Raw genomic sequence first — 6,663 nt, forward strand, 5'->3', positions numbered from 1 at the left:
GCCCACCCCCGCTCCCGGACGTGTACCCTCGTGGGAGGCCGATCGGCCCAACCCCATCGTGTGTACCGTTCCCCGAAAAGATCTCCGGGTCACGGGATCGAGGCGTGCCATGGGTCGGGGGAATTGCGAGGAGAGGGTGCTGTGAAGAAGGTCGATCCCCAGGTCCGCCTGGTCGCACGTCCGCAGGTGGACTACGACGCCATCACCGACTACCTCAAAGAGGTCGGGGGAGAGGCGTGGATCGAGCGGTTCGACCGCGGTGAACTCGATGCCCACCTCAACGATGCCCAGAACCTCGCCGAGTTCGCTGGGCGACTGTGCTACCGCTCCTGGGAGCCGGGGCTCAACCCCAACGTCACCCGGGTGCGCAAGGACCAGGACCAGTACCTGGGCAACCTGCTGGCCAGCATGCACGGTTCGGTACTGGAGCACATCAGCTTCAGCTTCGTGCTGCACAACGTCTCGCGTGTGCTCACCCACGAGCTCATCCGCCACCGCCCCGGCGTCGCCGTCTCCCAGGAGTCACTGCGGTTCGTGCGCCTGACCGACCTGCCGTTCTGGTTCCCCGACTGGGCCGAGGAGGACCCGGAACTGATGGAGCGCGCCACGGCGATGCTCCAGCAGATGGAGGAGTTCCAGTTCTGGATGGCCGAGCACTTCGGTCTGGACGACGAGGGCGTGAAGTTCTCCGAGAAGAAGCACAAGACGTCCTTCATGCGCCGCTTCGCCCCCGAGGGCGTGGCCACCGGTCTGGTGTGGACCGCCAACGTGCGGACCCTGCGCCACACGCTGGAGGCCCGGACCGCTCCGGGTGCGGAAGAGGAGATTCGCCTGCTCTTCAACCTCATCGGTGAGACACTGAAGGAGGAGGCCCCCGCGCTGTTCGGCGACTACGTCGTCGAGGACGGCGCCTGGGTGCCCCAGTGGCGCAAGGTCTGATCGACCTCCCATGACCGCCCGCCCCGGCCTCTGCCCGGGGCGGGCTCCTTTTTGTCCATCAGGTGTCCAGAGCGCCCAACCGTTCTGCCACCTCGCGGGTACGAGGGTCGTCGTGGTCCCGGAGGTAGTCCAACGCGGCCGTCCAGGCTTCACCCGGGACCGGGGGGCGTCAGGGACTCCGGATAATCGTGGTTCCGAGGGTTCAGCGGGTCTGGACGAGTTCGCGAAGGAGCCCGAGGAGTTCCTCGGGGGTGTCGGCGCAGACCAGGCGCATGCTTCGGGTGTGCGCGGCCCAGTACTGGCGGGTGTGCCGCCCGAACCAGAAGGTCCAACCCCGGCGGCGCAGGTCAGAGCTGGGATAGAGGCTGTATCCGGTCAAGGTCACCACCCGCACGTGTCGTGGTGGGCGGGACGCTGACGCGGGCGGCTCCGGCACCGGAGCCGGTCGCGGGGGTCATCGGGCCGCCTCGGTGACTTCCATTCGAGGGTGAAGAAGACGGCCGGTCCTCGGTGGGTGTCGTCGACGCCCCAGGTGGCGGACAAGGCGTCGACGATGGACAGGCCTCGCCCGTGCTCGCTGTCGGACGCCGGGGAGCCCACGCGCAGGTGCGGTGCGGCGGAGGTGGTGCCGTTCATCCGGACACTGACGTGCAGACAGTCGCGGAAGGTCAGGAGGGAGACGAAGAACGCCCCGTCGTGCTCCCGCATGGGGGAGTGCAACAGGGCGTCGTCGACGGTCGGGGCCGGGACGCAGACCAGGTCCAGTCGCCGACGCAACCAGTCGCGGGCTTCCCGTACCGAGGCGAGCTGTCCGGGGAACCTTCCGAGGTAAGGATGTCTTCAGCGGGCCACTTCCGGACTTCGAGACGGAAGCGTCCTCCATCCGCACCTATGAGTCACAGGTTGTTCCTGGGCTACTCCAACTCCCCGAGTACATCGAAGCGGTCTTCGAGGGCGGCCAGGTTCACGAACCGGAGGTGATCGAACGCGCGGTAACAGCGCGCCTGCGCCGTCAGGAGATCCTCAACCGGTTCGATCCGCCTGAGCTGTGGGTCGTGCTGGACGAAGCCGCACTACGGCGTGTGGTCGGAGGGGTCGACGTCATGCGCAAGCAGATCCAGCACCTCATCCATCTGGCGGCACGGCACAACATCACGATCCAGGTGGCTCCCTTCGGTGAGGGCGCTCACGCGGCTCTCGTCGGCTCCTTCGTGATTCTGGACTTCCCCGCACCGTTGGATCCGAGCCTGGCCTACGCTGAGACTTATGCCGCAAGTCTGCTGATGGAGACCTCTGCGGAATTGTCGAGATACAACGCTGTTTTCGGGCATCTCCAAGGTTCCGCCTTGAGCGCCGCTGAGTCGGTCAAACTCATGGAAGTGGTGATGTCCCAGCTTGAGTGAGGTATGAGGTGGCCGTGTTCGAGGATCTGGTCTTCCGCAAGTCGTCCTACAGTGGCGCCAGTGACAACTGCGTTGAAGTGGCTGAAGTGGAGTCCGGCGCGTTCGTCCGTGACTCCAGGCAACCCGATCTCGGGCACTTGGCGTTTTCCTCGATGGAGTGGAGCACGTTCGTCTCCTCCATGAGGGGTACCGGCAGCCCCGAGTAGCCGCACGGCTTCGAGCCCTTGGGCCCCACTCCCGGCCGAGCCAGGAGATTCGCCCGCCGCGTCACCTCATCGGTGAGACACTGAAGGAAGAGCCCCCGCGCTGTTCGGCGACCACGTCGTCGAGGACGGCGCTCGGGTGCCCCAGTGGTGCAAGGTCTGACCGACCTCCCATGACCGCCCGTCCCGGCCTCTGCTCGGGACGGGCTCTTCCTTGTCCCTCAGGGGTCCGTCCACCAAGCGCCGAGGTGGAATTCGAGGGAGCGGTGGTGTGGGGCCGGCTATTCCACCGTTGGTAGGGGGCGCGGAGGCTGATCGCCTCCGAGGGGCGCGGTATGCGTTATCACAAGCACGCTGAGTCGGGCCGTCTGGATTTTTCACGCGTCAATCGGAGAGCGTAAATTTCCTCCCGGGTGATCGCCGGTCGGGATGGTGGGTGCGCGGGTGCGAAGCGGCGTGGTCACGGGAAGAAGCGCCCGGCGAAGCTCAATGGGATCTACCACATCCGACCCTGCCGGCGAGGTCCGGGGGCTTTCGGTCGTGTGCCGGGAAAAGTCCCATATCGTTAGAATTCCAAGGGACTCATTTGAGATAGGATGAACCGAACGGTAACCCCTCCGATAACCTCCCGAAGTCATCCGGGCGGTTCTCTCGCAGGAACAGGTAAGAGCGCACCAGCACGTTGGGAATGGAAAAGAACAATGGAGCGAGAAGAGCGCCTGTCGCGACTGGTCGAGTACATTGTCGCGGAGGGCTCGGTGCGGATCGAGGAGATCACCGAGAAGTTCTCGGTCTCCATGCCCACCGCCAGGCGGGATCTGGACGCGCTCGCCTCCCAGCAGCTCATCGTGCGGACCCGTGGCGGGGCGATGGCCAACAGCGGCTCCGGTGACATTCCGCTGCGTTACCGCACCTCGCGTCAGTGGCGTGAGAAGAACTCCATCGCCCGCCAGGTCGCGAAGATGGTCGAACCGGGCAGCGTCATCGCCTTCAACGGCGGCACCACGACCACGTCCGCGGCGTTCGAGGTGGGGGTGCGCGCCGCCGCCGACGAGAGTTTCGCGGACACGGAGACGACCGTGGTCACGAACGCGGTCAACATCGCCAACGACCTCATCGTGCGCCCCCAACTGCGCATCGTGGTGCTCGGAGGGGTGGCCCGGCTGCGCTCCTACGAACTCATCGGACCGCTGACCTCGCTCATCCTCCCCGAGATCACCGTCGACACGCTCTTCCTAGGGGTCAACTCGATCGACACGAGCAACGGCCTGTTCACCCAGGACGACGGTGAGGCGGCGGTCAACGCCGCCCTGGCGCGAGCCGCTCGACGCGTGATCGTGGTCGCGGACTCGACGAAGTTCGACACCACGGCCTTCGCGAGGATCTGTGAGATCGACGCCGTGCACGGCCTGGTGACCGACTCCGGCGCGGATCCCGAGAAGGTCGAGGAACTCCAACGGAGGAAGGTCGAGGTCACCCTCGTGTGATGACCTCGGTCCTCCTACCCCTTGACCCCTCTGCCCCTGTGCCACTCGACCCCCGGGTCAGGCGGGTCGGGGCATCTCTCGTCCCTCGGCCCAGACGGCGCGCACACGCAATTCCTCGTCCATCAGGACCGCGTCCGAGGCGGCACCGACCCTCAACGTGCCCAGTTCGGGTCTGCCGATCGCCCGAGCGGGGATCGTCGTCAAGGAGGCCACCGCCTCGGGCAACGACATCCCGCTCCGGGTGGTCGCGATCCGCAGGGCGGTGGCGGTGGTGAGCGTCGACCCGGCGATGGAGCCACCGTCACGCAGCCGGACCACACCGTCGCGCACCCGTACCGGTAGCGAACCGAGCACGTAGTCCCCGTCCTCACAACCCGTCGCGGCCATCGCGTCGGTGACCAGGGCGATCCGCCCGGGGGCCAACGCGTGGAGGAACCCGATCATCATCGGGTCCACGTGCACGCCGTCCGCGATGACCTCCAGAGTCGCCCCGGACTCCACCGCGGCGGCGATGGGCCCCGGGGCACGATGGTGCAGGCCCCGCATCCCGTTGAACGTGTGGGTGAGGATGCTCGCGCCCGCGGCGAAGGCGTCACGGACGACGTCGACGTCGGCCCCGGTGTGCCCCACCGCCACGGCGACCCCCTCGCGGACCAGGGTGTCGATGGCCGATAGAGCCCCGGGGAGTTCGGGGGCGATCGTGACCTGGCGGATGTTCCCTCGACCGGCCCTGAGCAGCGCGTCGACGGAGGCCGGATCGGGATCGGCCAGGTGGGCGGGGTCGTGCGCACCGCAGTGCGAATCCGCCAGGAACGGCCCCTCCAGGTGCACGCCGAGCACGGTGGGGCGCAGTGCCACGTACTCGTGCAGGGCTTCCAGCCGGTTCGTGATCCGCGGAATCGGCGCCGAGACCAGGGAGAGGACGAGGCGGGTCGTGCCGTGGGCGGCGTGCTCGGTGAGCGCGTCGTCCAGCGCGTCGGCCTGGGCCTCGGGGTCGTCGAAGCCCGCACCGGCGGCCCCGTGACAGTGAATGTCGATGAACCCCGGAGTGAGGATCGCCCCCGTGCCGTCGCGCATCGCGCGTGCGGTGCGTTCGCGCCAGCCCCCTCCCCGGCCCCGTGCGTGCACGCGCCCGTTACGGAAGGCGATCCAGGCGTCGTCGAGGCGCACCCCCTCGTCCACGAGCGAGACGGAATGGATCAGCACGTCATCCGCGTCGACGCCGCCGAGGCCGCCACCGACACCGTCGACGCTCGGCAGGTCGCTCACGCCGCCACCGCTTCCTGCCCGGCGATGACCCGGAGCAGCCGTGCCGACTCCACCGCCATCGCCTCGCGGGCCGGGCCGAGGTACTTGCGCGGATCGACCATGCGGGCATCGGCGCCCAAACGCTCACGAACGGTCCCCGTGAAGACCCCGTTGAGGTGTGTGGACACGTTCACCTTGACGATGCCGGATCGGATCGCCTCGCGAAGGCCGCCGTCCGCAACACCGGAGGAGCCGTGCAGGACCAATGGGACGGGAACCGCGTCGCGCAGCTCTCGGATGAGCCCGTTGTCGAGTGCGGCCTCGCGCCGCGTCATCGCGTGGGAGGAGCCGACGGCCACCGCCAAAGCGCCCACCCCGGTCTCCCGCACGAAGGCGGCGGCTTCGCCGGGATCCGTGCGCACCCCGGGCGTGTGCGCGCCGTTCTTACCGCCGATCTCCCCGAGTTCGGCCTCGACCAGGACCCCCGCGCCGTGGGCGTACTCGACGACGGATCGCGTGACGGCCACGTTCTCCGCGTAGGGCAGGGCCGCCCCGTCGTACATGACCGAACCGAACCCGAGGTCGACCGCGGCGCGCGTGAGGTCCGCGTCCTGGGCGTGGTCGAGGTGGAGGGCGAGGGTCGCGGTCGACTCCTCGGCGAGGAGGGCCACGGCCTTGGCCAACGGGCTCAGCCGTCCCCGGTGGTAGGCGACGCAGTTCTGGGAGATCTGCAGGATGAGGGGCAGCCCGCTCGACTCGGCGGCGCTGACCAGAGCCTGCGCCGTCTCCAGGTTGACGACGTTGAAGGCCCCCACCCCGACACCGCGTGCGGCGGCGTCGGTCAGAAGAGGGGCTGTGGGGCGAAGCGGCACGTGTTCTTCCTTCAGGTCGGGGAGACGACGATCTCGTGGAGGAGGTCGGGGTGGCTCTCGTGGAGTGTTCCGGCGAGTGGGGTGAGCACCGCGGACGCCGACCAGGCGACCGCTCGAAGCAGTGCGTCGGCCGGCGCCTCGTCGTTCTCGCCGATCGAGATGGCGGCCACGGCGGCGTCTCCCGCCCCGGTGGGGTTGCCCCGCAGCACCCGCCCCAAATGGGCGTGCAACACGGGTTCGGTCGGGTCGGCGGGGACCGCGAGCATCCCCTCCTCGCCGAGGGAGACGAACACGATACGGGCGCCTTCGCGCTGCAACGTCCGGGCGCCCATGATCGGGTCGGTGGCGCCGGTGGCCGCACGCAGTTCGTCGAGGTTCGGTTTGAGGACGTCGGCCCCGGCGCGGGCCGCCGAGAGGAGGGCCTGCCTGCTCAGGTCGGCGATGACGCGCACACCCGCGGCCTGGCCGAGGCCGACGATGTCGCGGACGAGGTTCTCGGGGTGGGAGGGAG

General features: G+C 68.4%; 8 protein-coding genes and 1 pseudogene. 4 read left to right on the plus strand and 5 right to left on the minus strand.

Annotated elements, in window-relative coordinates; all coding sequences use genetic code 11:
• Nucleotides 1-141: 141 nt before the first annotated feature.
• The gene (thyX, locus tag BQ8420_RS31055) at nt 142-939 is read left to right on the plus strand and encodes an FAD-dependent thymidylate synthase (protein WP_087104111.1); all 798 of its coding nucleotides are present in this window, start codon (nt 142-144) and stop codon (nt 937-939) included.
• Between the two features lie 202 nt (nt 940-1,141).
• Here the strand turns inward: thyX and BQ8420_RS32130 are convergent, their stop codons facing one another.
• Nucleotides 1,142-1,318, minus strand: a complete 177-nt coding sequence (locus tag BQ8420_RS32130) for a hypothetical protein (protein ID WP_160049509.1) — start codon at nt 1,316-1,318, stop codon at nt 1,142-1,144.
• A gap of 2 nt (nt 1,319-1,320) precedes the next feature.
• The gene (locus tag BQ8420_RS31065; RefSeq protein ID WP_087104114.1) at nt 1,321-1,716 is read right to left on the minus strand and encodes a hypothetical protein; all 396 of its coding nucleotides are present in this window, start codon (nt 1,714-1,716) and stop codon (nt 1,321-1,323) included.
• An 89-nt stretch (nt 1,717-1,805) separates the two neighbouring features.
• Here BQ8420_RS31065 and BQ8420_RS31070 point away from each other — a divergent pair.
• The 3 genes and pseudogenes from BQ8420_RS31070 to BQ8420_RS31080 all read left to right on the plus strand — a co-directional run.
• Nucleotides 1,806-2,342 (plus strand): annotated as a pseudogene (locus BQ8420_RS31070) (DUF5753 domain-containing protein); the annotation flags it as partial.
• Nucleotides 2,343-2,350: 8 nt separating this feature from the next.
• Nucleotides 2,351-2,548 (plus strand): DUF397 domain-containing protein, encoded by a 198-nt coding sequence (locus BQ8420_RS31075; RefSeq protein WP_369825566.1) that lies wholly within the window; start codon nt 2,351-2,353, stop codon nt 2,546-2,548.
• Nucleotides 2,549-3,246: 698 nt separating this feature from the next.
• A complete protein-coding gene (locus tag BQ8420_RS31080) occupies nt 3,247-4,032 on the plus strand; it encodes a DeoR/GlpR family DNA-binding transcription regulator (protein ID WP_087104118.1) in 786 nt (261 codons plus the stop codon).
• A gap of 57 nt (nt 4,033-4,089) precedes the next feature.
• Here the strand turns inward: BQ8420_RS31080 and BQ8420_RS31085 are convergent, their stop codons facing one another.
• The 3 genes from BQ8420_RS31085 to BQ8420_RS31095 all read right to left on the minus strand — a co-directional run.
• On the minus strand, nt 4,090-5,301 hold the full coding sequence (locus tag BQ8420_RS31085; protein ID WP_200816165.1) for an N-acetylglucosamine-6-phosphate deacetylase: 1,212 nt from the start codon (nt 5,299-5,301) through the stop codon (nt 4,090-4,092).
• Entirely contained in the window at nt 5,298-6,152 is an 855-nt protein-coding gene (locus BQ8420_RS31090; protein WP_087104120.1) for a class II fructose-bisphosphate aldolase, read from the minus strand. The genes BQ8420_RS31085 and BQ8420_RS31090 overlap by 4 nt, the downstream gene beginning before the upstream one ends.
• Nucleotides 6,153-6,163: 11 nt before the next feature.
• Nucleotides 6,164-6,663 (minus strand): PfkB family carbohydrate kinase (locus BQ8420_RS31095; RefSeq protein ID WP_235006591.1); only part of this gene is annotated, 500 nt, incomplete at its 5' end.

It is taken from the genome of Nocardiopsis sp. JB363 (assembly GCF_900143625.1).
Lineage (GTDB): Bacteria > Actinomycetota > Actinomycetes > Streptosporangiales > Streptosporangiaceae > Nocardiopsis.

Coding starts and splice junctions, on each gene's coding strand:
- BQ8420_RS31080 (WP_087104118.1), top strand. CDS start 3,247: ATGGAGCGAGAAGAGCGCCTGTCGCGACTGGTCGAGTACATTGTCGCG.